We start from the raw sequence: 22012 nt of genomic DNA on the forward strand, positions 1-22012 counted from the left end.
CTTTGACGTGACGTCAGATGACCGGATGTCAGACACGGGCCGGCTCCTTCGTGCCGAAGAGCCCGGCGGGCCGGACGAGGAGGACGGCCACCATCACCAGGTAGGGCGCGAGATCGCCGATCCCCCGGCCCAGGAAGGCCAGATCGCTCTGGTAGCCGGTGGCGAGCGATTCGGTGACCCCGACGATCAGCCCGCCCGCCAGGGCGCCCGTGGTCGAGTCGAGCCCGCCGAGGATCGCGGCGGGGAAGGCCTTGAGGGCGGCGAGGGAGGTGGCCCGTTCGAGGCCGGGGGTCGGGAAGACGGTGAGGAACAGCGCGGCGACGGCGGCCAGCGCGCCCGCGACCGCCCACGCGGAGAGCGACACCCGGCCGAGCCGAACGCCCATCAGCGCGGCGGTGGTCGGGTTCTCGGCCGCCGCGCGCATGGCCACCCCCCAGCTGGTGTGGCGGAAGGCCAGCAGGAACGCGGTGATGAGCAGGGCGGCGGCGACGAACGCGGCCACCCGTGTCTGGGCGAGGGTGACCCCGCCGAAGGTGAGGACGCGGTCGCCCCAGGGGTCGCCGAGGGCGAGCACGTCCGTGCCGAGGCGGCGGGTGAGTTCGGTGGTCAGCAGGATGTCGACGCCGATGGTGACGATGGCGAGGACGCTGTGGTCGGAGCCCCGGTAGCGGCGCATCACCAGGAACTCGACGGCGGAGCCGACCACCGCCGCGCCCGCGATGCCGGCGGCGAGGGCGGGCCAGAAGCCGAGGTCGTCGTGGAGGACGGCGGTCACGTAACCGCCCGCCAGCAGGAGGGAGGCGTGGGCGAAGTTGACGACCTCGGTGGCCTTGAAGATGACCACGAAGCCGAGGGCGATCAGGGCGTAGACGGAGCCGATGGAGAGGCCGCCGAGGAGGAGTTCGATGAAGGTGGTCACGGCGTCGGCTCCTGGTCGGCGGGGTCGGGCGCGGCGTCCGCGCCGAGGTAGGCACGGACGACGGCGGGGTCGTTCTGGACACGCGCGGGCGGGCCGCTCGCGATAAGGCGGCCGAAGTCGAGGACGGTCACCGTGTCGGCGAGCCGCATCACCACCCCCATGTCGTGTTCGACCAGCACGATCGAAATGCCGAGGCTGTCGCGCACCCCGGAGACGACGGCGGCCGTACGGCGGCGTTCGTCGGCGGTCATCCCGGCGACGGGCTCGTCCAGGAGGAGCACGCGGGGCTCCATGCAGAGGGCGCGGCCCAGCTCGACGAGCTTCTGCTTTCCGTACGGGAGGGTCCCGGCCGGCCGGTCGAGGTCACCGGCGAGGCCGACGAACTCGGCGATCTCGGCGACCCTGGCCCGGTGCCGGCGCGCCTCCCCGGCGGCGGAGGGCAGCCCGAGCCCGGAGGCGAGGAACCCGGCGCGGGTGAGCCGGTGGCGGCCGAGCAGCATGCTGTCGGCGACGGTCGCGTGCGGGGGCAGGGCGAGGTTCTGGAACGTACGGGCGACGCCGAGGGCGGCGATCCGGTGCGGGGCGAGGCCGGTCAGCTCGGTGTCGCCGAGGCGGACGCTGCCCGCGGTGGCCCGGTAGACGCCGGACAGGACGTTGAAGCAGGTGGACTTGCCGGCCCCGTTGGGCCCGATGACGGCGTGCACGCTGCCGGGTTCGACGGTGAAGGACACCCCGTCGAGCGCGGTGAGCCCGGCGAAGCGGACGGTGAGGCCGGAAAGGGTGAGCGCGGGGAGGCGGGGCGGGGACGCGGAGGGCGGACCACCGTCGCCGGGCGGCGCGGTGCCCGGGGGCCGGGCGGTGTTACGGGGCGGGTCGTCGGTCATGTCGTCCACCGCCTCAGGGCCGGGGCCGCCTCGGGCGCGTCGGCCGCCGCCGTCTCGTCGACCACGCCCAGGTAGCGGCGCCGCACCTCGTCCGACGCGGCCAGCTCGGCCGCGTCCCCTTCGAGGGTGACCTCACCGACCTCCAGGACGTACGCCGTCGAGGCGAGGCGCAGGGCGATCGCCGCGTTCTGCTCCACCAACAGGACGGACGTACCGGTGGAGTTGATCTCCTGGACCGTCTCCGCGATCCGCGCCGCCATCAGCGGGGCCAGCCCGAGCGACGGCTCGTCCAGCAGCAGCAGCTTCGGCCGGGCCATCAACGCCCGCCCCAGCGCCAGCATCTGCTGCTCGCCACCGGACAGGAGCCCCGCCCGCTGGTGCGCCCGGTCGGCGAGGACGGGGAACAACTCCCGTACCCGTGCCAGCGTCCCCGCGGCCTCCTTGCGGCCGCCCCGCGCCCCTAGGGCGCCCGCCCGGAGGTTGTCCGCGACCGTCATCCGGGCGAACACCTGCCGCCCCTCGGGCACCTGGACCAACCCGGCGGCCACCACCCGGGCCGGCGCGAGCCCGTCCAGCGGGCGCCCGTCGAACCGGACGGTGCCCGTGCCCGCCCTCCCCCGGTGGAAGCCCAGGGTGCGTGAAATGGCGCGCAGCAGCGTGGACTTGCCCGCGCCGTTGCCGCCGAGCACGGCGACGATCCGCCCGGGCGGCACGTCGAGGGAGACCTCGCGCAGCGCCCGCACCGGACCGTAACCGACCGACAGCGCGCGCACTTCGAGCGCGGTCATCCCTGGGCCTCCGTTCCTCCGGGCCGCCCGAGGGGGCGGCCGTCCGTGCGGAGCCACACCACAACACCGGGCACGGGCACCGTCCACGACACCGCGCACAATCGCTGCCGATGACCAGCGGCGTACCGCCCCCGTTGTGCACGCGCACAACGCCGGACGACCGTTCGGAAGGTCTTCGGCGCGAAGGCTGTCCCGGGCGGGCCGTCGATGGCATCCTCACCAGCCATGGGTGGCCACAGAGCGCGTACGGATCGCGAGTGGTCGGTTCTGGAGAGCGCCTCGCGCGCGCTGCTGGACCGCGTACCACGCCTCACCGACCAGCTGATCGAGGAACTGCGCGCGCATTCCCTGCAGTTCGACCTGGCCGTACCGCGCGACGAGCACTGGCAGCAGATCGACCGGGCCATGCGGTACGGCATCGAGGCGATCACCGCGCCGCGCGACGCGCCCCGGCCGGACCTGGAGTACGCCAGGGCGCTGGGCCGCCGCCGGGCCGAACAGGGCCTGGCGCTCGACCTGCTCCTGCACGCCTACCGGCACGCGGGCTACCTGGTCTGGGACGAGCTGCTGCGGATCGTCGGCGAACAGGCCCCCGCGGACCTGCCGTTACTGGTGCACACGGCGTCCCACATGTGGTCGGGGGTGGACCTCCAGGCGACCGCCGTCGCGGAGGCGTACCGGACGACGGAGCGGGAGATGCAGCGGCGCAGCGACGAACGGGTGCAGGCGTTACTGGACGCCCTGCTGGAGGGCCGGGCGGCCCCGGGGGTCGCGGCGCGCGCGGCGGCGGGGCTCGACCTGCCGGAGCAGGGGCGGTACGCGGTGGTCGTGGCCCGGGTCGAACGGCAGGGCGGGCGGGAGCCGTTCGAGCGGATCACCGCCGCGGAGGGCATGCGGTTCTTCTGGCGGATGCGGGCCGACTGCGAGATCGCGGTGGTGGCGCTGGAGGCGGAGGCGGGCCTGACCGAGCTGGTCGAGGCGCTGGGCCGGCCCTGTCCGGGGCCCGGCGGGATCAGCCCGGTGGTGGAGAGCCTCACGGAGCTGGGCCTCGCGCGGCGGCTGGCCGAGACGGCGCTGCGGACGATCGCGCCGGGCGGCCAGCGGATGGCCCGTCTGGACGCCTGCCTGCCGACGGCGTTGGTGGTCAGCCAGCCCGAGCTGGCCGCCCGGCTGATCGCGGACGTCTTCGGCCCGCTGCTCGAACTGGACCCGTCCGACCGGGCCGTCCTGCTGGAGACGCTGGACGCCTGGCTGGAGTACGGGGGTTCGGCGGGGCGGGCGGCCACCCGGCTGTACTGCCACCGCAACACGGTGTTCAACCGGCTGCGCCGGCTGGAGCAGCTCACGTCCCGGTCGCTGTCCCGGCCCCGGGACCTGATCGAGATGACGTTGGCCCTCGACGCGTTCCGGCTGACCCCGGGCTGACCTCTGGCTGACCTCTGGCTGACCCCGCGCTGGCGGCGGGTCTCAGCGGCGGGCCATGTAGAGCTGGAACGCCTTGTGCAGCGGCTTGTTGAGCGGGAAGTCCCACTCGCCCAGGTACTCGGCGGCCTCGCCTCCCGTACCCGCCTTGAAGCGCAGCAGACCGAGCAGGTGGTTGCCCTCGTCGAGGGTGTCGGTGATGCCGCGCAGGTCGTAGACGCGCGCGCCGTCCGCGTGGGCGTCGCTCAACATCCGCCACTGGACGGCGTTGCTGGGCTGCACCTCGCGCCGGCGGGAGGTGGAGGCGCCGTACGAGTACCAGACGTGGTCGCCCACGGTGAGCATGGTGGCGGCGGACAGGATCTCCCCGTCGTGGTGGGCGAGGTAGAGGCGCATGCGGTCGGGGTCCTCGGCGGTCAGCGCGGTCCACATGCGTTCGAAGTACGGCAGCGGCCTGGGCAGGAACCGGTCGCGCTCGGCGGTCTCGCGGTACAGGGTGTAGAAGGCGGGCAGGTCGTCGTACCCGCCGCGGACGACCTTGACGCCGGCCTTCTCCGCCTTCTTGATGTTGCGCCGCCACTGTTGGTTGAAGCCCTGCTGGATCGCGTCCAGCGACCGTCCTTCGAGGGGGACCTGGAAGACGTACCGCGGCTGTCCGGCGGCGAAGCCGTCCCCGGCCGGGTCCTCGCCCTGCCGCCAGCCCAGTGCGCGCAGCCGGTCGGCGACCCGCAGGGCGCGGGGGTCGGTGGTGGTGGGGGTGACGTCCCGCAGCCGGTGCGCGGCCGGGTCGGCGACGGCCGCCTTGAGCGCGTCGGCGTCCCAGCGGCGGGCGACGACCGGCGGGCCCATCTTGACGGAGAAGGCGCGCCGGGCCTTGAGGTGGGCGAGCATCGGGGTGAGCCAGGCGGCCAGGTCGTCGGCGTACCAGTCGAGGACGGGGCCCTCGGGCAGGTACGCGAGGTACCGCTTGATCCTGGGCAGCGGCCGGTAGAGGACCAGCCCCGCGCCGACCATCCGTCCGGCATCCCGCGCCTCGCCGAGGCTGCCCTCGGCCCGGTCGTCCCCGGCCCCGCCGCCGGCCCGGTCCCCGGCCCCGTCCTCGTACCAGCCGACGCTTTCCGCCCGCCAGTCCGGCTTGACGTCCCCCCACGAAGGGACCTGCATGTGGCTGGCGGAGGGTCTGGCGCGGACGAAGGCCAGGTGCTCCTCGCGGGTGATCGTCCTCAGTCGGTAGCTGATGCTCATGGTCCAGTCATACGTGCCGTACGGGCCGGGGCGGGGCGGACACGCGAAGGGGGGCCACTACCCGATCAGGCGGCGGCGCCAGTCGAGCGGGGTGACGGTGACGGACCGGGTGGGGTCGCCGTCCCATTCGGCGGGGAGCCCGGCCGCTCCGAGGGCGGCCACGACCTCCCGGCCGATCGCCGCCGTGGTCGCGGACGAGCCGTCGAAGCCGCCGAAGAGCAGCGACAGTCCGTGGCCGGCCGCGGCGGAGTCGGTGCACTGGGTGTGGAAGTAGACGAAGCCCCGGGCGTCCGGCTCGCCCTCGGCGCCGATCTCGGACTGTCCGCAGCTGCGGCAGCAGGTGAAGTTCTCGCGGGCGGTGATCCCGGCCCGGTCCAGCGCCCCGAAGGCGCGGGTGAGCCGCTCGGGGTCGGTCTCGCCCCGCCAGTCGGCCTGCTCCGCCACGCGCTCCAGCCACAGTTGATCGGCCAGGACGCGTGCCTGGTCGCGCGTCACGGGCCGGCGGTCGGCGGTGACCAGGTACTCCTCGGCGATCTCGGCCAGCTCGGCGCGGGTGGTGTAGCCGCCGGCGAGCACCTCGCGCAGGCGGGTCTCCAGCTCCTCGCGCTCGCGCGCGTCGAGGCCGAGCGGCGGGATCTCGGGGGCGGGGCCCATGTCGAGCGTCGTCCAGCCGGGGTCGGAGGCGCCGCCGGCCGCTCGATCGTCCCAACCCGTGAGCGTCGCCCAGCTCGTCAGCGTCACGATCACCGCGTCGGGGTCGTCGAGCATCACCTGGAAGTGGCGGTCGGCGGCGCCGTCGCGGTACTCCACCGTGTAGTCCCCGCCGGCCTGGTGCCAGACCTGGGCGAAGACGTCGGGCAGGTCGGGTATCCGGTGGAGGACCAGGAACCGGTCGCCCTCGCCGCCGATGCGCCGGACCAGCCCGGCCAGGTCTTCCGCGGGCAGCCGGACGAACCGCTCCCGCCTGTCCGTCTCCACCACGATCTCCAGCACGATCTCCAGCATGCGGGGACTCTCGCACACCGCACTGACAGCGGCCCTGGCGGTCCCGGTGACGGCGCTCATGACGGGGCCGGCCCCCGCGTCCGATCGGCGAACGCGGGGGCTGGCCTCAGGACCCGAAGTCCCTCACCTCAGGGAGTCTGCGCGTCCCTCACGTCAGGAAGTCCCTCCCGATGTCCTCCGCGAGCCGTTCCAGCAGCGGACCCGCCTCGGCCATGCACACCGCCGGGTCCTTCTCCAGGTCCGTGAGGGCGTACGCGCGTCTGATGCCCGCCCTGCCGAGAGCCTCCGGCAGCAGGGCCAGCCGGCCGCACACGGCGATGACCTCGATGTTCTTCGCGCGGGCCGCCGCGGCGACCCCGGCGGGCGCCTTGCCGTGGAGGGTCTGTTCGTCCAACGAGCCCTCGCCCGTGATGACCAGCGTCGCCCGGGACAGCGCGGCGGCGAAGCCGAGGACGTCGAGCATCACCTCGATGCCGGGGCGGAAGCTGGCGTTGAGGCCGACCAGGGCGCCGTAGCCGATGCCGCCGGCCGCGCCCGCGCCCGGGGACAGCGCGAGACGCGTGGCCCGGGAGCCGAGGGTGGCCTCCAGGACGGAGGCGTAGTGGGTGAGGGCCGCGTCGAGCAGCTCGACGTCCTCGGGGGTCGCGCCCTTCTGGGGCCCGTAGACCGCCGGGGCGCCCTTCGGCCCGGTCAGGGGATTGTCGACGTCGCTGGCCAGGACGATGTCCGTCCGGGCGAGCCGGGGGTCGAGACCGGAGAGGTCGGCGGTGGCCAGTTCCCGCAGTCCGCCGCCGCCCGGCGGGACGGGCGTGCCGTCTGCCGTCAGGAAGCGCGCGCCGAGCGCGGCCAGCATGCCCGCGCCGCCGTCCGTCGTGGCGCTGCCGCCCACCCCGAAGACGATGGTGTGCGCCCCCGCGTCGAGCGCGGCGCGCAGCAGCTCGCCGGAGCCGTACGTACCGGCCGTCAGTGGGGCGGGGACCCCGTCGGGCAGCCGCGACAGGCCGGAGGCCTCCGCCATCTCCACGACGGCCGTGCCGTCCCGGAGGGCGAACGCGGCGGTGAGTTCGTGGCCGAGCGGTCCGCTGACGCGTACCTCACGCTGTTCGAATCCGGCCGCCACCGCGGCGGCCACCGTGCCGTCGCCGCCGTCCGCGACGGGCATGGTGTCGACCGGCACGTGGGGGGCGGTCCGGTGCAACCCGGCCGTCACCCGCTCGGCGACCTCCACGGCCGTCAGCGACCCCTTGAACTTGTCCGCCGCGATGAGCACGCGCGCGGTATCGGTTACTGCTCCGTCCGTCACGTTGATATCCCTTGCTGTCGAACAGGCAGTCGCGCCGCTTCGACCCTATCCGCACGGGTGCCACTCTGCCCATGGCCCCCGGGTCCGCCGGATACGCTGCCCTCCGTGACGGACACCGACTACGCCGCGTACATCGCCGGACTCCCCCGCATTCTCGCCGGGGCGGCCATGCTCCTCAGGGACGGCGAGGGGCGCGTCCTGGCCGTCGAGCCGAACTACCGGGAGGGCTGGGCGCTGCCCGGCGGGACCATCGAGTCCGACGCGGGCGAGACGCCCCGCCAGGGCGCGCGGCGCGAGACGCTGGAAGAGATCGGCCTCGACGTCGAGCCCGGCCGGCTGCTCGCGGTCGACTGGGCACAGGGGCCCGCCCGCCCGCCGATCGCGGCCTACCTCTACGACGGCGGCGTCCTGACGGAGGCCCAGCTCGCGGCGGTGCGCGTCCAGGAGGCGGAACTGCTGTCCTGGCGCCTGCTGACCCGCGAGGAACTCCCCACGTACCTGCTGGGCTCACTGGCGGGTCGCGTGCTGGCGGCACTGGACGCCTTGGACGCGGGCACGGGCACGGCGGAACTGGAAAACGGCAAGCGGGTGGGGTGAGGGGCCGGGGGGCCGCGGGGGCTGGGGGCTGGGCGTCTCCGGGCGCGGGCCACCGGGCCGCAGGGCGTCGGGCGTCAGGCGTCGGGCGTCGGGCGCAGGGAACGGGCACTGGGCCGCCCGGTACGGAGCACCGCCGGGCGCCGGGCCGCCAAGTGCCGGGCCAGCAGGGCCTCGGGCCACCGGGTGCCGGGCGGCGGCACGGGCCACCGTGCACGGGGTGCCGTGTCAGGAACCGCCGGGCTCAGGCCCGCCGGTCACCGGGCCGCTGGGTTGAGGTTTCACCGGCCCACCCGGCCCCCGGGTGCGGCGTTTGTGGACGGCCCGGGCCGGATCGTGGGGGTGGGGTGCCCGGGCAATTGGGTCGCCTGCTTTGGCGGGCGCTGCGTACGCTCCCCGTATGACTCTCGTCGCGATTCTCAGCGGCGCCGGGATCTCCACGGATTCCGGCATCCCCGACTACCGCGGGCCGAACGGGCTCTGGCGGCGTGATCCCGGGGCCGAGAAGCTCGTCACGTACGTCTCGTACGTCCACGACCCCGAGATCCGGCGGCGCGCCTGGCGCATGCGTACCGACAGTCCCACCTGGCGGGCGGAGCCCAACGCCGGCCACCGCGCGGTGACCGAGCTGGAGCGGTCGGGGACGGCGGTCCGGGTGCTCACCCAGAACGTCGACGGACTGCACCAGCGGGCGGGGACGCCTGCCCGGAAGGTGCTCGAACTGCACGGCACCGCACGGGAGACCAGTTGTGTCCGGTGCCACGCGCGGGCTCCGATGGAGGAGGCGTTGGCGCGGGTCGCGGCGGGCGAGGAGGATCCGCCGTGCCGGGTGTGCGGCGGGATCCTGAAGTCGGCGACGGTGATGTTCGGCGAGCGGCTCGACCCCGAGGTGCTGGCGCAGGCGATGGCGATCGCCAAGGCGTGCGAGGTGTTCCTCGCGGTCGGTACGACGCTCCAGGTGCAGCCGGCCGCCTCGCTGGCGGGCCTGGCCGCCGACCACGGCGCGCGGCTGATCGTGGTGAACGCCGAGCCGACACCGTACGACGACCGGGCCGACGAGATCGTGCGGGAGCCGATCGGCACGGCGCTGCCGACGCTGCTGAAGAGGTTCCACGGTGGCTGAGCACGGCAAGGCCAAGGACTCCCGGCTCGCCGACATGGCGGTGACCCTGGCCGAGTACGACCCCGCGTGGCCCCTGGCCTTCGCCGAGCAGCGCGACCGGCTGGCGGTGCTGTTGGCGCCCCGGCTGGCCGCGCCGGTCGAGCACATCGGCTCGACGGCGGTTCCCGGGCTGCGGGCCAAGCCGGTCGTGGACGTACTGGCGCCGGTACGGTCCCTGGACGGCGAGGCACGGGCCGCGATGGTGGCGGCCCTGTCGGCCGACGGGTGGCTCCACTGGCCGGACGACCCGCGCGCCGACACCCGGTTGTGGTTCCTGCGCCCGCGTCCCGAGGCGCGGACGCACCACCTGCATGTCGCCGTGCACGGTGACGCGCGCGCCACGTCGCTGCTCGCGTTCCGGGACGCCCTGCGGGCGGATCCGTCGGCGGCGGCGGAGTACGAGCGGCTCAAGTCCCGCCTGGCGCGCGAGCATCCGTCCGCCAGGAACGCGTACACGAACGGCAAGGCGGAGTTCGTGGCACGCGTCCTGCGGGCGGCCGGGATCCCGCGTCCGGTGCTGGAGGAGCTGCCGGAGTCGTCCGAGTAGGGGACTGCACGGGGGCTGTAGTACGGGGGCTGTACGGGGCCGTCCGACCGAGGGCGCGTCAGAACAGCGTTGCCGTGGACGGGACTTCGGACGCCGCCCCCTCGAAGACCAGCAGCCGCTGCTTGCGGTCCAGGCCGCCGCCGTACCCCGTGAGGCCGCCGGTCGAACCGATGACGCGGTGGCAGGGCACGATGATGCCGACCGGATTCTTGCCGTTGGCCAGGCCGACCGCCCGTGAGGCGCCCGGTTTGCCGAGGGCGTCGGCCAGTTCGCCGTACGAGCGGGTCTCGCCGTACGGGATGCGCTCCAGCTCCGCCCACACACTGCGCTGGAACGGGGTGCCGGCCAGGTTCAACGGCAGCTCGAAGCGAGTCAGTTCGTGGGCGAAGTACGCGGCGAGCTGGCGCCGTACCTCGCCGAAGGGCCGGGTGTCGGGGACCCCGAAGGTCTCCTCGGCCGGGCGGTGGCGCTGCCCCTCCATGTAGAGGCCGCTGAGGAGACCGTCGGTGGCGACGAGCGTGAGGGGTCCGTACGGGCTGTCGATCACGGTGTGTTGCTTGAGCATGGTGAACTTTCCTAGGCGGGAAGGTGGTTGATGGCGTGGTCCTCGGTCGCCCACAAGTACTGCACCGCGTACGCCCGCCAGGGCCGCCAGGTTGCCGCCCGGGCGGTGAGCGCGGCGGGCGTGGCGGGCAGGCCGAGCGCGGCAGCCGAGCGGCGGACTCCGAGGTCGCCCGGCAGGAACGCGTCCGGGTCGCCGAGCGCGCGCATCGCGATGACCTCGACCGTCCAGGGCCCGAAGCCGGGCAGGGCGGTGAGCCGGGCGCGCGCCTCGTCCCAGTCGCTGTCGGTGCCGAGCCGGAGCGAGCCGTCGGCGAGGGCGGCGACCAGTGTGGTGAGGGTGGTTCGGCGGCTGCGCGGCAGCGCGAGGGCCTCCGGGTCCAGTGACGTCAGGGCCTCCGTGGTCGGGAAGAGGTGCGTGAGGCCGCCCTCGGGATCCTCGACCGGCACGCCGTACGCCGTGACCAGCCGGGCGGCGTGGGTGCGGGCCGCCGCCGTGGACACCTGCTGGCCGAGCACGGCCCGTACGGCGAACTCGGCGGCGTCGACGGTACGGGGCACCCGGCGGCCCGGCGCCTTGTCGACCAGCGGGGCCAGCAGGGCGTCGGACCGCAGCTGCTCGTCCACGGCGACCGGGTCCGCGTCCAGGTCGAGCAGGCGGCGGCACGCGCTGATGGCGAAGGTCAGGTCACGCGGGTCGGTGAGCGAGAGCCGGCAGGCGATGTGGTCGGGGCGCGGCGACAGGGCGGCGATGCCGTGCCCGTACGGGAGGGAGAGCGTGCGCCGGTACGCGCCGTCCCGCCACTCCTCCACGCCCGGGACGGCCGTCGCGGCGAGGTGGCCGAATAGGTTGTCGGGGTTGAGGGGCGCCCGGAAGGGGAGCCGCAGGGAGATCACGCCGGGGGTGGGCGCGTCGCCGCCGCGTCCGCCGCGGGGGCCGCGGGCGCTCCGGGCGGCGCGGGTGCGCAGTTCGCTCGGCGAGAGGGCGAAGACCTCGCGGACCGTGTCGTTGAAGGCCCGGATCGACGCGAACCCGGCCGCGAAGGCGACCTCGGCCATCGGGAGCGCGGTGGTCTCGATGAGGACGCGAGCGGTCTGGGCGCGCTGGGCGCGGGCCAGGGCGAGCGGTCCCGCGCCCAGCTCGGCGAGGAGCTGGCGTTCGATCTGCCGGGCGGAGTACCCGAGGCGTCCGGCGAGTCCCGGCACGCCCTCGCGGTCCACGACGCCGTCCTGGATGAGGCGCATCGCGCGGGCGACCGTGTCGGCGCGGGCGTTCCACTCGGGCGAACCGGGGCTGGTGTCGGGGCGGCAGCGCTTGCACGCCCGGAAGCCGGCCTGCTGGCAGGCGGCGGCGCTGGGGTAGAAGGTCATGTTCCGCGCCTTGGGCGGCACGGCGGGGCAGCTGGGCCGGCAGTAGATCCCGGTGGTCAGGACGGCCGTGAAGAACCACCCGTCGAATCGCGCGTCCTTGGACCTGACGGCCCGTACGCACCGCTCGGTGTCGGTGTACATGCCTCCAGCATCCGGCACCGGGGAGGGGGAGGCTGGCAGGAATCCGACATCAGGGTCGGGGCCCACCGGGGCGGCGCGTCCGCCGGGCCTCCCCCGTGGGGCGTCCGGATGACTGTCCGAACAGCCGCCCGGACGGCCGCCGGGACGGCCATCCACCCAGTAGTCCGCCCGGCCTGCCCGGCCCGCCCGGCCCGTGGCGCCCGGCCCGTGACGCGCCGCCCGGCTCGTACGCCGATGCAGCTCGCGCCCCCGGACCGTACCGCCCGTGCCGGCGCCCGCCCGCCGCCGACCGTCCCGTCAGGACGCGGCCCCCAGCGCCGTTTCGAACGCCCCGTACGCCGCCGCGTCGAAGAGTACGAACCGGACCTCCTCGACCGGCGCCGCGGCCGCCTCCCGCGCCGTGCGGACCGCGATCCGGGCGCCGTCGTCCATCGGCCAGCCGTAGATGCCCGTGGAGATGGCCGGGAACGCGACCGTACGCGCCCCCAGTCCGGCGGCGATCGTCAGGGACTCGCGGTAGCAGGAGGCGAGCAGGTCGGACCGGTCCTCGCCGGAGGACCAGACGGGGCCCACGGTGTGGATCACCCAGCGGGCGTCGAGGAGCCCCGCCGTGGTGGCGACAGCCCGGCCGGTGGCCAGCCCCCGCCCGTAGTGCCCGGCCCGCAGCTTCCGGCAGTCGGCGAGGATCTCGGGGCCCCCGCGCCGGTGGATCGCGCCGTCGACCCCGCCCCCGCCGAGGAGCGACGAGTTGGCGGCGTTGACGATGGCATCCACGCTCTGCCGCGTGATGTCGCCCTGGACCAGTGTCAGATGTGCCATGCGGGAGAGCTTGTCAGGCCGGGGCGGTTCGGTGCGCGCCCCATACCGTGGGCCGTCGCTCCGCCCGCGGCCCCGCCACTCTGCCCCGCGGCCAGGTCACTCCGCCCGCAACCGCCGCCACACCGCCTTCGCCGCGTTGTGGCCCGACATCCCGTGCACCCCGGGGCCCGGCGGGGTCGCCGAGGAGCAGAGGAAGACCGCAGGGTGCGGGGTCGTGTACGGGAACAGGGAGAGCTTCGGGCGCAGCAGCAGCTGGAGACCCGAGGCGGCGCCGCAGGCGATGTCCCCGCCCACGTAGTTGGCGTTCTTCGCCGCGAACTGGGGCGGGCCCGCCGTCGCGCGGGCCAGGACCCGGTCGCGGAAGCCGGGGGCGAAGCGCTCGATCTGCCGCTCGACGGCGTCGGTCAGGTCGCCGTCCCAGCCGTTCGGGACGTGCCCGTACGCCCAGAACACATGCTTGCCCTCGGGCGCGCGCGACGGGTCGACCAGACTGGGCTGGGCGGTGATCAGGAACGGCGTCCTGGGTGCCCGGCCGCCCGAGGCCTCCCGCAGCGCCGTGCCGATCTCGCCGCTGGTGGGGCCCACCTGGACCGTGCCGGCCCGGCGCGGCTCCTCGGCCGTCCAGGGGACGGGCCCGTCCAGCGCGTAGTCGATCTTGAAGACGCTCGCGCCGTAGCGGTACCCGTCGTACACCCTGCCGAGCCCCGCGATGCGGGCGAGGGCGGTCGGCGAGGTGTCGAAGACGTACGCGCGGGCGGGCGGCAGGTCGTCGAGGCGCTTGATCTCGTACCCGGTGTGGACCGTGCCCCCGAGGGCCTTGAGGTACGCGGTGAGCGCGTCCGAGATCGACTGGGAGCCGCCGCGCGGCAGCGGCCAGCCGCCGGCGTGCGCCGCGAGGGCGAAGACCAGGCCGACGGCGCCGGTGGCGATGCCGCTCAGCGGGGCCATGACATGCGCGACCAGTCCGGCGAACATGGCCCGCGCCTTCTCGTCGCGGAACCGCCGCGCCAGCACGCTGTACGGCGGGAGGCCGGCGAGGCCGAAGCGGGCGAGGGTGACGGGGTGGCGCGGGAGGGCCGTCAGCGGCAGGGACATGAAGTCCTGTGCCAGCGTGTCCCACCGGCCGAGGAACGGCGCGACGAGCCGCCGGTACGACCCGGCGTCGCGCGCGCCGAACGAGGCGGCGGTCTCGGCGACGGAGCGGGAGAGCACGGCGGCCGTGCCGTCGTCGAAGGGGTGGGCCATGGGCAGCTCGGGGTGCAGCCACTCCAGGCCGTACCGGTCGAGGGGCATGGTCTTGAAGGCGGGGGACCCGGCGCCCAGCGGGTGGACGGCCGAGCAGGGGTCGTGGCGGAATCCGGGGAGGGTCAGCTCTTCCGTCCTCGCGCCCCCGCCCACGGTGTCCCGGGCTTCGAAAACGGCCACGGAGAAGCCGCGGCGGGCCAGTTCGACCGCGGCGGTCAGTCCGTTGGGGCCCGCCCCCACGACGACTGCATCGAGCATCGACGGCACCTTCGGACTCCTTCGTCAGCCGATGGCCAGGACCCCCAGGATATTCCTGGGCACGGACAGCCCGGACGCCGGCACTGTCCGCGACGGCGGGGCGGCGCCGCGCGTTTCACCGGTGGGTGGTCCATCTCACTGCCGGGGGCGGTGAACAGACCGGTCCACACAACCGTATTCCGTGAGGGATGGGGCAACTTTCGCCACTCCACCGACACATACCGATAGATGCCGACACATACCGGCAGAACACGATCGAACAAGGCAGTGGTACGACATGAACGCACTCAACGATTCCGTGATCACCGAGTTCCGCGCGAACGGCGGCGTCGTCACCGAGGCCATGGGGGGACACTTCAGGAACTCCACCGTGGCGCTCGTGCACCATGTGGGCCGGCGCACGGGAACGCGGCGCGTCCAGCCGGTGCTGTGCATGGCCGACGGCGGTCACTACGTCCTGATCGGGTCCAACGGCGGCGCGGCCGAGGACCCCTCGTGGGTCGGGAACCTGGAAGCCATGTCGGAGACGACCCTCGAACTCGGCGCGCGTTCCTTCTCCGTGAAGCCGACCGTGTTGCGCGAGGGCGACGAGAGGGAGCGGCTGTACGCGGCCTACACCGCGTTCTGGCCGGACATCACGGACTACGAGAAGAACACCGACCGCACGTTCCCGGTCGTCCTCCTCGAACCCCTCGCGTAGACGCCGCCTTTCTAGGCCCCGGCCCGCAGCAGGTCCCGTATCCGCCGGGCCGTGGCCGTGTCGCGGGCGGCGGTGAAGGGCAGCGCGTTGTCACCCGTGATCCGGAACGGCGCGCCCGCGGACGTCACGTCGCCGCCGCCCGCCTCGGCCACCAGGAGCAGCCCCGCCGCGTGGTCCCACGCCAGCTCCCAGCTGAACGCCACCGCGTCCAGGGCGCCCCGGGCCAGGGCCAGGTACTCCAGCCCCGCCGAACCGCAGGGGCGGGTCTCGACGCCTTCGGTACGGAGGCCGAGGAGCGCGCGCTTCTGGTCCTCGGTGGTGTAGTCCGGGTGGGACATGGCGACGGTGAGCGGCGCGCCGGGAGCGGGAGCGCCGGAGCGCAGACGCGTGCCGTTCAGCCAGGCGCCCCGGCCGCGCACGGCGACGGCCAGCTCGTCCAGCGCGGCGGCGTACGTCCACGACGCCAGCACCTCGCCGCCCTGGGCGAGCGCGACGAGCGTGCAGAACCCGGGCTCGCCGCGGACGAACTGGGCGGTGCCGTCGACCGGGTCGACGATCCACACCGGCGCGTCCCCGCGCAGTGCGTCGTACACCGCCGGGTCCGCGTGCACGGCCTCCTCGCCGACGACGACGGAGCCGGGGAGCAGGGCGGTCAGGGCGGCGGTGAGGTGCTCCTCGGCGCCCCGGTCGGCGACGGTGACCAGGTCGTGCGGGCCCTTCTTCTCGACGATCTCGTGGGCGGCGAGCTGCCGGAAGCGCGGCATGATCTCGGCGGCGGCCGCGGCCCGTACCGCCGCCTCGACGTCGGACACCCGGGGGCCCGGCGCGTCACCGGCCCCCGCCGCGGCGGGGGTCCGGCGCACCGGCACCCTCGTGGAGAGGAGGTCTCCGTACCCGGACCCGTCGTTCCCGGCGCTGCCCGCGCTCTCATCGATCATGCGTCCATACCATCACGCGGCACTGACAACGCGTATGACAGGTCGGGTGACAACTCAGCGGCCTACGGCGTAACCCTGCATGCCGCGCGGGTTCGCCGCCGCCGACAGGACGCCCGTCGCCGGGTCCCTCGCCACCACGCACAGCCGCCCCTCGGACCAGGGATCGCCGACGGTGACGTCGTGGCCCAGCCGCCCCAGCTCCGCGACGACTCCCGGGTCCATGCCCTCCTCGACCGTCACGCTGCCCGGCCGCATCCCACGCGGGTAGAAGGAGCTGGGGAAGCTGTCGTTGTGCCAGTTGGGGGCGTCGACCGCGCCCTGGAGGTCGAGTCCGCCGCGTACGGACCCGCGCAGCACGAGGGCCAGGAAGAAGTGGAGCTGCCACTGGTCCTGCTGGTCCCCGCCGGGGGTGCCGAAGGCGAGCACCGGCACCCCGTCGCGCAGCGCGAGGGTCGGGGTGAGGGTGGTGCGCGGACGGCGGCCGGGGGTCAGGGAGTTGGGCAGGCCCTCCTCCAGCCAGGTCATCTGGAGGCGGGTGCCGAGCGGGAAGCCCAGCTCGGGCACGACGGGGTTGGACTGGAGCCAGCCGCCGCTGGGCGTGGCGGCGACCATGTTGCCCCAGCGGTCGACGATGTCGAGGTGGCAGGTGTCGCCCCGGGTGGCGCCGTCCTTGGCGACGGTCGGCTCCCCCGCGCCCGGCACCCCCATCGGGCTGAACTCCTCGGCGCCCTCGGCGACGGCACCGGCGTGCGCGCTGAGCACGGGCGTACGCCCTCCGGGGCTGCCGGGGCGCAGTTCGTACGAGGCCCGCTCGCCGATCAGCGCCCTGCGCGCGGTGTTGTACGGCTCCGAGAGCAGCGCGTCGAGGGGTACGTCCCCGGCGGGCGTCTCCCCCGCGTCGCCGTACCAGGCCTCCCGGTCGGCCATCGCGAGCTTGCAGCCCTCGATCAGGAGGTGGACGTACGCGGCGGAGCCGTACGCGGGCAGGTCGGCGGCGCGGGACGGCAGGAGGGCGAGCTGCTGGAGGAAGGCGGGGCCCTGGCTCCAGCCGCCGGCCTTGCAGAGCGTCCAGCCGTCCCAGTCGTAGGTGACGGGGGCCTCGTACGACGCGGACCAGCCGGCCAGGTCGGCGGCGGTCAGGGTGCCGGTGTGGTGCGCGCCGCTGGTGTCGAGGGTGGGGCGGGCGGCCTGGCGGACGAGCGCCTCGGCGATGAACCCCTCGCGCCAGACGGCGCGGGCGGCCTCGATCTGGGTGGTCCGGTCGGGGCCGGCCGCCTCGGCCTCGGCGACGAGGCGGCGCCAGGTCGCGGCGAGGGCAGGGTTGCGGAACAGGGTGCCGGGGGCGGGCGGTTCGCCGTCGGGCAGGTAGATCCCGGCGGACGAGGCCCACTCGGTCTCGAAGAGTTCGCGGACGGTCGCGACGGTCTGGCCGATCCGTTCGACGGGGGCGTGGCCGTCCTCCGCGTAGCCGATGGCGTAGCGCAGCACGTCGGCGAGCGTCCAGGTGCCGTGGTCGCGGAGCAGCAGCATCCACGCGTCGAAGGCGCCGGGGACGGCGGCGGCGAGGGGGCCGGTGCCGGGGACGAGGGTGAGGCCCAGGGAGCGGTAGTGGGCGACGGTCGCGGCGGCGGGGGCGGGGCCCTGCCCGCACAGCACCCGCACGTCCCCGCCGGCCGGCGCCAGGATGATCGGCACCTCGCCGGCGGGTCCGTTGAGATGGGGCTCCACGACATGCAGCACGAACCCGGCGGCGACGGCGGCGTCGTACGCGTTCCCGCCCCCCTCCAGGACCGCCATCGCGGACTGCGAGGCCAGCCAGTGGGTGGAGGAGACCATGCCGAAGGTGCCCTGGAGGGTGGGTCGGGTGGTGAACACGGGTGCCGCGCCTCGCTGTTCCTCTGCCGGCGCCGATGACGGGCGCTCGGGACGGGTCCCGGGGAGCGTGCCCGCTCCCCGCTTCCCCAGAAGGCTAGGCGGGGGTCGTGGAGCGGATCAGGGCGGCCTGTCCGTGGATCCGTCCGGCCTCGTCGACGAGATTCCAGATGGTGACGTCCTCGATCCAGAACCGGGTCCCGGACCTGCCCTCGCGTATTCCCCGGTAGTGGTCGCTGTAGCCGCGCTCCAGGACGTCCTTCATGAGTTTCGCGCGCGTGGACCGTTTGGCCGGCGGCGCGGAAAGCCGGGAAGGCATTCCGATGAACTCTTCCCACTCGTATCCGAAGAACGATTGGACGGTCCTGTTGGCGTAGACGAACCGGGGATCTTCGGCCGTGTCATGCGCCAGGAGGCCGAACGGCGCCTTCTCGTAGAGCCATCGCGCGGCATCCGTCGCGCCGGGTGGCATATCGGCCAGCAGCGACTTTCCGGTGAGCCGTCGATAGGTGTCGGCCAGTAGCGAGGAGAACCGGTCGCCGTACGGATCGGGAAGTGACATCACGTGGTCCGGGTCGCGTGGGCGTATTCCTGGCGCGTGGGTGTCGGTGGATGTCAGTCGCGGAGCGAGCCGAGGGCCGTACCCCACTGCACCACTTCGTCGATCGTACCGTTCAACTGCTCGACGAGCCGCTCGGTGGGCTTGAACGTGTAGAACTCCTCGAAGTCGGTGTAGGAGTTCAGGGCCACCTGGGAGCGCACCGTGGCGACCTTGAGTTCCGCCAGCACGACGCGCAGGTGCTCGACGGCGCGCAGGCCGCCCGCGGCGCCGTAGCTCACGAACCCGGCGGCCTTGTTGTGCCACTCGTAGTGGAGGAAGTCGATCGCGTTCTTGAGGCTTGCGGGCACCGAGTGGTTGTACTCGGGCGTCACGAAAAGGAAGGAATCCAGGCCCGCGATGGTGGCCGACCAGTCCTTGGTGTGCTGCTGCGTGTACTGCTGGACCATCGGAGGCATGCCCTCGTCGAACAGCGGCAGACCCGCCTTCGCCACGTCGACGAGCACGAACTCTGCGTCGTCGCGCTGGGAGGCGACCTCGGCCACCCAATCGGCGACTATCTCGCCGACGCGTCCGGGACGGGTGCTGCCGAGAATTATTCCGATCTTGATCATGACGACCTTCTCCAGAGCTGCTCACCGGCGACCCATTCGGCCGGATCGCCCACACGCTAGCACTTGGATGCCGTGCGAAAGTACCTGGTTTATCAGGCACTTACTCCAGGTATTTGACCGGGCCCGGAGAACCGGTAATGAGTTCACAAAGGGCGATCAAAGATATCTCCCCCGGACTTGCCCCGGGCCGCCGGGAGAATGCGGTCGAGATGGTGGTTCAGGACCTCGACGGCCGACTCCGGGTCGCGCTGGCCGACCAGGATGCTGGTGCCGAGTCCGGCGGACAGGGCGAGCAGGCCCACCGCCTCCAGGCGCGCGTCCATCCCGGGCTCGGCGAGACCGCTCTCCCGCGCCTCCCGCAGGAGCCCGACGAGGATGCCCTCGGCGGCGTCGGGGTCGGCGATGAAGGGCTGGGCGGCGAGCACCTCGTCGGTGACGGACAGCACGGCGTACGACGTGTAGACGAGGTGGAAGACGCGGCTCTCCTCGTCGGTCGGCAGCGCCGCCATCAGCATCGCCTCGATCATCACGCGCGGCCCGGGATCGTCGCCGGCGGCCAGGACGCGGGCGGCGACCCGCTCGCCGAACCGCTCGGCCAGGTGCCGGAGCCCGTACAGGAGCAGCTTCTCCTTGGTCTCGAAGTAGTACTGCACCAGCCGCAGCGAGACGCCGGCCTCGGCCGCCACGTCGCGCATGCCCGCGGCGTGCAGCCCACGCCGCGCCGCCACCCTGAGGAGCGCCTCGGCGATCTCCGTACGCCGCTCCGCGTGATCCACCCGCTTGGGCATCGACCGCTCCTCCGCTCGCCGTTCGCTCCGGCCGGGTCGTCCGCGGCCACTTTGATGGTACAGCCGTACCACCATCGTGGTACGTTCGTATCACGTCGGACCGGCACCCGGTCGCGACGGATCGACACCCGTACCAGGACAGATCCGTACCCGGAGGTGACCGTGTCCCGGACCGAGACCCGACCCCAGGCCGAGGTGGGCCGCTACGTGAACGACGCCCTGCGCGACCGCTACTTCGCGGCGTGCGACGCGGTGTACGCGCTGGGCGCCCCCGCTCACTCCGAGACGGACGTGGAGACCTCCTTCGGCACCACCCACGTCTACCGGTACGAGCCCGCCGACCCGGCCGCCCGGTCCCGTACCCCCGTCGTGCTGGTGCACGGGGCCAGCTCCAACTCCGCCATGTGGTACCCGAACACCCCCGCGCTCAGCGCCGCCCGCCCGGTCTACGCGATCGACACCCCGGGCGATCCCGGGCGCAGCGTCCACCGCGTCCCCCTCCACCAGCCCGAACGCGCCGCGCAGTGGCTGGACGAGACACTCACCGGCCTGGGACTCGACCGGGTGCACCTGGTCGGCTCCTCCTACGGAGGCTGGCTCGCCCTGAACCAGGCCCACCGCAGGCCCGACCAGCTCGCCTCGGCCACCCTCCTCGACCCGGGCGGCCTGGAGAAGGTGGGCCTGCGCTTCCTCGCCTGGATCTTCGTCAGCCTGTTCGCCACCTCCGCGCCGAAGGCACTGCGCCCCCGCCTGGCGAAGTGGCTGGAACAGCCCGTCCTCGTCATGCCGGAGCTGCGCGCCATGATCAGACTGGGCGTCCGCGCCTACCGCGTCCGGCGGCCCGCCCCGCTGCCCCTCTCGGAGAGCGAGCTGTCCACCGTCCGCACCCCGCTCTACCTGGTGCTCGGCACACGGAGCCTCCTCCTGCACCCCCGCAGGCAGGTCGAGCGCGTCCCCCGCCTGATACCGACCGCGCGGGCCGAGATCGTCTCCGACACCGGCCACGGGCCGCAGATCGACCACGCGGACGAGATCAACCGGCGGATGCTCCGCTTCATGGAGTCCGTCGACTGAGCCGGTCACCCCGCTCGACCGGGCCCGTCACACCGGTCGAGCAGTACGATTTGTGGGTGATCATGCCCAGCTCCGCCACGGGTGCGAGGCGGCACGGACCGTAGCGGAGGTACGCGGTGCACGGTGAGTACAAGGTCCCCGGCGGCAAGCTCGTCGTGGTGGACCTGGACACGGCGGACGGGGTGCTGCGCGGGGTCCGGGTCGCCGGGGACTTCTTCCTGGAGCCCGACGAGGCGATCAAGGCCATCGACGCCGCGCTGGAAGGCGCTCCCGTCGACACGGAGGCGGAGGCCCTCGCGTCCCGGATCGACGCGGCGCTGCCGCCCGGCACGGTGATGTACGGCCTGACGTCGGAGGGCATCGCCGTCGCCGTACGACGCGCCCTGGCGCGGGCCACCGACTGGACGGACTACGACTGGCAGGTCATCCACGCGGCCCCCGAGTCGCCCGCCCTGCACATGGCGCTGGACGAGGTCCTCACCACCGAGGTCGCCGCGGGCCGCCGCCCGCCCACGCTCCGCATCTGGGAGTGGGGCGCCCCCGCCGTCGTGATCGGCAGCTTCCAGTCGCTGCGCAACGAGGTCGACCCGGCGGGGGCGGAGCGCCACGGCATCACGGTGGTGCGCCGGATCTCGGGCGGCGGGGCCATGTTCATCGAGCCGGGGAACACGATCACCTACTCGCTGTCCGTGCCGGAGGCGCTGGTCAAGGGCCTGACCTTCGCCGACAGCTACGCCTACCTGGACGACTGGGTGCTGGGCGCGCTCGGCGACCTGGGCGTGAAGGCGTGGTACCAGCCGCTGAACGACATCGCGACGGACGCCGGCAAGATCGCGGGCGCGGCGCAGAAGCGGATCGTGAGCGGGCGGGGCGCCGTTCTGCACCACGTGACGATGGCGTACGACATCGACGCGGACAAGATGCTCGACGTGCTGCGGATCGGCCGCGAGAAGCTCTCGGACAAGGGGACGCGCAGCGCGAAGAAGCGGGTGGATCCGCTGCGCCGGCAGACCGGCCTGTCGCGGGAGGCCGTGATCGAGCGGATGATCACGTCCTTCCGCGGGCGGTACGGGCTCACCGAGGGCCGGGTCACCGAGGAAGAGATGGCGCGGGCGCGGGAACTGGCCGCGACGAAGTTCGGCAGCCGGGCGTGGACGGCGCGGGTGCCGTAGACCACGGGCTGTGCGCACCTCCGCCCCGGCG

22 protein-coding genes are annotated in these 22012 nt (G+C 73.8%); 7 read left to right on the plus strand and 15 right to left on the minus strand.

The genetic code is table 11. From position 1 onward, the window contains the following. Window positions 1-28: 28 nt before the first annotated feature. Genes HA039_RS05470 through HA039_RS05480 form a run of 3 tightly spaced genes read right to left on the minus strand, consistent with a single transcriptional unit; the run spans window position 29 to window position 2591 of the window. Window positions 29-919: a branched-chain amino acid ABC transporter permease gene (locus HA039_RS05470; RefSeq protein ID WP_167024566.1), complete on the minus strand. Its 891-nt coding sequence runs from the start codon at window positions 917-919 to the stop codon at window positions 29-31. After that, window positions 916-1803 carry an ABC transporter ATP-binding protein gene (locus HA039_RS05475; RefSeq protein ID WP_167024569.1) on the minus strand — a complete coding sequence of 296 codons (888 nt, stop codon included), beginning with the start codon at window positions 1801-1803 and terminating at the stop codon, window positions 916-918. Before HA039_RS05475 ends, HA039_RS05470 begins: the two co-directional genes overlap by 4 nt. Next, a complete protein-coding gene (locus tag HA039_RS05480; RefSeq protein WP_167024572.1) occupies window positions 1800-2591 on the minus strand; it encodes an ABC transporter ATP-binding protein in 792 nt (263 codons plus the stop codon). Before HA039_RS05480 ends, HA039_RS05475 begins: the two co-directional genes overlap by 4 nt. Window positions 2592-2816: 225 nt before the next feature. Here HA039_RS05480 and HA039_RS05485 point away from each other — a divergent pair, with 225 nt between their 5' ends. Then, complete coding sequence (locus tag HA039_RS05485) at window positions 2817-4016, plus strand: PucR family transcriptional regulator (protein ID WP_167024575.1); 1200 nt, start codon at window positions 2817-2819, stop codon at window positions 4014-4016. Between the two features lie 42 nt (window positions 4017-4058). On the opposite strand, the gene HA039_RS05490 is transcribed toward HA039_RS05485, so the two are convergent. From HA039_RS05490 to HA039_RS05500, 3 genes are all read right to left on the minus strand, one after another. Continuing rightward, entirely contained in the window at window positions 4059-5252 is a 1194-nt protein-coding gene (locus HA039_RS05490) for a lipid II:glycine glycyltransferase FemX (RefSeq protein WP_167036265.1), read from the minus strand. 63 nt (window positions 5253-5315) lie between these two features. Next, the gene (locus tag HA039_RS05495; protein WP_167036268.1) at window positions 5316-6251 is read right to left on the minus strand and encodes a DUF6891 domain-containing protein; all 936 of its coding nucleotides are present in this window, start codon (window positions 6249-6251) and stop codon (window positions 5316-5318) included. Between the two features lie 160 nt (window positions 6252-6411). Next, entirely contained in the window at window positions 6412-7566 is a 1155-nt protein-coding gene (locus tag HA039_RS05500; RefSeq protein WP_167024578.1) for a glycerate kinase, read from the minus strand. Window positions 7567-7671: 105 nt separating this feature from the next. On the opposite strand from HA039_RS05500, the gene HA039_RS05505 reads away from it, so the two are divergent. From HA039_RS05505 to HA039_RS05515, 3 genes are all read left to right on the plus strand, one after another. Further along, the gene (locus HA039_RS05505; protein ID WP_243869182.1) at window positions 7672-8163 is read left to right on the plus strand and encodes an NUDIX domain-containing protein; all 492 of its coding nucleotides are present in this window, start codon (window positions 7672-7674) and stop codon (window positions 8161-8163) included. 397 nt (window positions 8164-8560) lie between these two features. Then, window positions 8561-9283, plus strand: a complete 723-nt coding sequence (locus HA039_RS05510) for an SIR2 family NAD-dependent protein deacylase (protein ID WP_167024581.1) — start codon at window positions 8561-8563, stop codon at window positions 9281-9283. Further along, entirely contained in the window at window positions 9276-9869 is a 594-nt protein-coding gene (locus HA039_RS05515; RefSeq protein WP_208298548.1) for a GrpB family protein, read from the plus strand. The genes HA039_RS05510 and HA039_RS05515 overlap by 8 nt, the downstream gene beginning before the upstream one ends. Window positions 9870-9927: 58 nt before the next feature. Here HA039_RS05515 and HA039_RS05520 read toward each other — a convergent pair whose 3' ends face one another. The 4 genes from HA039_RS05520 to HA039_RS05535 all read right to left on the minus strand — a co-directional run bounded on the left by HA039_RS05520 (window position 9928) and on the right by HA039_RS05535 (window position 14273). Beyond that, complete coding sequence (locus tag HA039_RS05520; RefSeq protein WP_167024584.1) at window positions 9928-10434, minus strand: methylated-DNA--[protein]-cysteine S-methyltransferase; 507 nt, start codon at window positions 10432-10434, stop codon at window positions 9928-9930. Window positions 10435-10445: 11 nt separating this feature from the next. Further along, window positions 10446-11942: an AlkA N-terminal domain-containing protein gene (locus HA039_RS05525; protein ID WP_167024587.1), complete on the minus strand. Its 1497-nt coding sequence runs from the start codon at window positions 11940-11942 to the stop codon at window positions 10446-10448. A 297-nt stretch (window positions 11943-12239) separates the two neighbouring features. Continuing rightward, window positions 12240-12761 carry an O-acetyl-ADP-ribose deacetylase gene (locus HA039_RS05530; RefSeq protein WP_167024592.1) on the minus strand — a complete coding sequence of 174 codons (522 nt, stop codon included), beginning with the start codon at window positions 12759-12761 and terminating at the stop codon, window positions 12240-12242. Window positions 12762-12857: 96 nt separating this feature from the next. Then, window positions 12858-14273 (minus strand): phytoene desaturase family protein, encoded by a 1416-nt coding sequence (locus HA039_RS05535; protein WP_167024595.1) that lies wholly within the window; start codon window positions 14271-14273, stop codon window positions 12858-12860. A 268-nt stretch (window positions 14274-14541) separates the two neighbouring features. On the opposite strand from HA039_RS05535, the gene HA039_RS05540 reads away from it, so the two are divergent. Beyond that, window positions 14542-14964 (plus strand): nitroreductase family deazaflavin-dependent oxidoreductase, encoded by a 423-nt coding sequence (locus HA039_RS05540; protein ID WP_167024598.1) that lies wholly within the window; start codon window positions 14542-14544, stop codon window positions 14962-14964. Between the two features lie 11 nt (window positions 14965-14975). On the opposite strand, the gene HA039_RS05545 is transcribed toward HA039_RS05540, so the two are convergent. The 5 genes from HA039_RS05545 to HA039_RS05565 form a co-directional block, all read right to left on the minus strand. Continuing rightward, window positions 14976-15902, minus strand: coding sequence for an inositol monophosphatase family protein (locus HA039_RS05545; RefSeq protein WP_167024601.1), 927 nt, complete (start codon window positions 15900-15902; stop codon window positions 14976-14978). Between the two features lie 54 nt (window positions 15903-15956). Further along, window positions 15957-17777: a gamma-glutamyltransferase family protein gene (locus HA039_RS05550; protein ID WP_167024604.1), complete on the minus strand. Its 1821-nt coding sequence runs from the start codon at window positions 17775-17777 to the stop codon at window positions 15957-15959. 94 nt (window positions 17778-17871) lie between these two features. Continuing rightward, complete coding sequence (locus HA039_RS05555) at window positions 17872-18336, minus strand: MEKHLA domain-containing protein (RefSeq protein ID WP_167024608.1); 465 nt, start codon at window positions 18334-18336, stop codon at window positions 17872-17874. A 53-nt stretch (window positions 18337-18389) separates the two neighbouring features. Continuing rightward, complete coding sequence (locus tag HA039_RS05560) at window positions 18390-18947, minus strand: NADPH-dependent FMN reductase (protein WP_167024611.1); 558 nt, start codon at window positions 18945-18947, stop codon at window positions 18390-18392. 143 nt (window positions 18948-19090) lie between these two features. Further along, window positions 19091-19735, minus strand: coding sequence for a TetR/AcrR family transcriptional regulator (locus HA039_RS05565; RefSeq protein WP_167024614.1), 645 nt, complete (start codon window positions 19733-19735; stop codon window positions 19091-19093). 156 nt (window positions 19736-19891) lie between these two features. Between HA039_RS05565 and HA039_RS05570 the strand changes: the two genes are divergently transcribed. Then, complete coding sequence (locus tag HA039_RS05570) at window positions 19892-20809, plus strand: alpha/beta fold hydrolase (protein WP_243869184.1); 918 nt, start codon at window positions 19892-19894, stop codon at window positions 20807-20809. A 116-nt stretch (window positions 20810-20925) separates the two neighbouring features. Further along, window positions 20926-21981 (plus strand): lipoate-protein ligase LplAB, encoded by a 1056-nt coding sequence (lplAB, locus tag HA039_RS05575; protein WP_167024619.1) that lies wholly within the window; start codon window positions 20926-20928, stop codon window positions 21979-21981. Window positions 21982-22012: the final 31 nt, after the last annotated feature.

It is taken from the genome of Streptomyces liangshanensis (genome assembly GCF_011694815.1).
In the GTDB taxonomy this organism is placed as follows: Bacteria; Actinomycetota; Actinomycetes; order Streptomycetales; family Streptomycetaceae; genus Streptomyces; species Streptomyces liangshanensis.